Here is a 2,528-nt window from a genome sequence, read left to right as displayed (position 1 = left end):
GGCGGGGTTCTCGGGTGGGGAAGAGCATGGCGGGGCCTCCGGGTGTCGGCAGCGGGACGGCTGGGTTTTGCGGCCGGGTTTTACGGCCAACGGTTGGCCGGGCCTCCCGATTCCCCGCCCGCGACGGCCATCGCCCGGTACGCCGTGTACGCCGCGACCGGATCCGCCGCGTACGACCACGGCACCGCGCCGATGTGGCCGTCGACGCGGTGCAGCTGCTCCAGGGCCTCCGGATAGCGCTCGGCGTTGACCAGGAACCACACCAGCAGGTGGCGGACGTGCGGCAGCACGGGGTGGTCGGAGGGGGCGTGAGCCACCGCGTACTGCGCGGCCTGGACCGCCCGGGTGATCACCTCGCTGCGGTAGAGGCCCTGGACCAGATTGACGTCCGGCAGGTGGTCGTGGACGGCGAACAGCGGCAGGGCGGGCAGCAGGCTGCCCTTCGGCGCGCCCGCGGCGGCCCGCTGCGCGAAGGCGTCGGCCTTCTCGCGGGAGCCGTGCCACTTCGCGCTCCAGTAGCGCAGCGCGGACAGGTGCGCCCCCATGTGCTGGGGGGCGCGGGCGACGACCCGCTCCCACACCGACTGGAACTCCGCCTCGCCCGCGCCCGTGCCGCGCGCCACGCCCAGCTCGACGATCAGCGGCACCACATCCTGCGGGGCCAGCCGGGCGGCCTCCTCGCAGACCGTGCGGGCCTCCTCCAGGATCATGCGGTAGTCCTCGGAGGAGGGGCCGCGCAGCGCCTGCTGGACGAGGAACTCGGCCTGCACGGCCGCGCCGCCCGCGTCCTCGGGGGCCACGACGCGCCAGTGCCGCAGCCACATCCCGCCCGTGCCCGGCGCCTCGGCGAGCTCGCGGACCGCCGCGCCCGCCAGGGTCTGCACGCGCTGCCAGCGCTGCTCGGGGTCGGGGGTGCGCGAGAGGAGCTCGGCGGCCGGCTTCCAGTCCTGGGTGCGGCGGGCCTCCTCGACGGCGGACAGCAGCTCGGGGTCGGGCCCGGGCAGGCGGACGTCGAGCTGCTCGGGCGGCAGGAAGCCGTACGACTCGGCCGTCGTGCCGGGGGCGGCGGTCAGCCCCGCGCGCGCCCGCCTGCGGCGCAGCGCCGGCCCGGCGAGGACGGCGCAGATCGCGACGACGGCCAGCAGGATGAGCAGAAACTCCATGAGCGGTCCTGAACGTGGGTGGGGCAGCGTAGTGCTACGAGTAGGGCTGTGTGAGGAACAACGCGCGAGCTCCGCGGATCGTTCATGCTCCGGTTACAAGTGAACACGGGTGTTCGGGTGCGCGGGGTACTAGGCTCGGGAAAATGAGCGATCAGCATGCATTCGAGACCCTCGCCATTCACGCCGGGCAGGAGCCGGACCCGCTGACCGGGGCTGTCGTGCCGCCGATCTACCAGGTGTCCACCTACAAGCAGGACGGCGTCGGCGGCCTGCGCGGCGGTTACGAGTACAGCCGCAGCGCCAACCCCACCCGTACCGCTCTGGAGGAGAACCTGGCGGCGCTGGAGGGCGGCGTCCGCGGACTCGCCTTCGCTTCCGGCCTGGCCGCCGAGGACACCCTGCTGCGTACGCTCCTGGCGCCCGGTGACCACGTGGTCATCCCGAACGACGCCTACGGCGGCACGTTCCGCCTGTTCGCCAAGGTGATCAGCCGCTGGGGCGTGGAGTGGTCGGTCGCCGACACCTCCGACCCGGCCGCCGTGCGCGCCGCCCTGCGCCCCTCGACCAAGGTCATCTGGGTCGAGACCCCGTCGAACCCGCTGCTGGGCATCAGCGACATCGCCGCCCTCGCCGAGGTCGCGCGCTCGGCCGGTGTCCGCCTGGTCATCGACAACACCTTCGCCAGCCCGTACCTGCAGCAGCCGCTCGCGCTCGGCGCGGACGTCGTCGTGCACTCCACCACCAAGTACATGGGCGGTCACTCCGACGTCGTGGGCGGCGCGCTGGTCACCGCGGACGCGGCCCTGGCGGAGGAGCTGGCCTACCACCAGAACGCGATGGGCGCCGTCGCCGGCCCCTTCGACTCCTGGCTGACGCTGCGCGGCATCAAGACCCTGGCCGTGCGCATGGACCGGCACAGCGCCAACGCCGAGCGCGTGGCCGAGCTGCTCGTCTCCCACCCCAAGGTCACCCAGGTCTACTACCCAGGCCTGCCCGAGCACCCGCTGCACGAGGTCGCCGCCAAGCAGATGAAGGCCTTCGGCGGCATGGTGTCCTTCCGCGTCGAGGGCGGCCAGGAAGCGGCCGTGGAGATCTGCAACCGCACCGAGGTGTTCACCCTCGGCGAGTCCCTCGGCGGCGTCGAGTCGCTGATCGAGCACCCGGGCCTGATGACGCACGCGTCGACCGCCGGCTCCCAGCTGGAGGTCCCCGCGGACCTGGTGCGCCTGTCCGTGGGCATCGAGTCCGTCGACGACCTGCTCGCCGACCTCACGCAGGCGCTGGGCTGAGACCCGGGATCCCTCACCCGGGATCCCCGCCGCTCTTTCCGCTCTCACTGCGCCGGGCGGGCCGGTTCTTCCGGCC

General features: G+C 73.2%; 2 protein-coding genes. One reads left to right on the top strand and one right to left on the bottom strand.

Annotation, left to right across the window (positions count from 1 at the left end; translation table 11 throughout):
- Window positions 1-80: 80 nt before the first annotated feature.
- Complete coding sequence (locus tag ACSNOG_RS32495) at window positions 81-1,163, bottom strand: hypothetical protein (protein ID WP_436756297.1); 1,083 nt, start codon at window positions 1,161-1,163, stop codon at window positions 81-83.
- Window positions 1,164-1,306: 143 nt separating this feature from the next.
- On the opposite strand from ACSNOG_RS32495, the gene ACSNOG_RS32490 reads away from it, so the two are divergent.
- Window positions 1,307-2,452: a cystathionine gamma-synthase gene (locus ACSNOG_RS32490; RefSeq protein ID WP_436756296.1), complete on the top strand. Its 1,146-nt coding sequence runs from the start codon at window positions 1,307-1,309 to the stop codon at window positions 2,450-2,452.
- The last annotated feature ends 76 nt before the right edge of the window (window positions 2,453-2,528 follow it).

This window comes from Streptomyces sp. URMC 124 (genome assembly GCF_051386455.1).
Taxonomy (GTDB): Bacteria; Actinomycetota; Actinomycetes; order Streptomycetales; family Streptomycetaceae; genus Streptomyces.
Note: the sequence above shows the minus strand (reverse complement) of the source record. Positions and strands in the feature narration are given on the sequence as shown.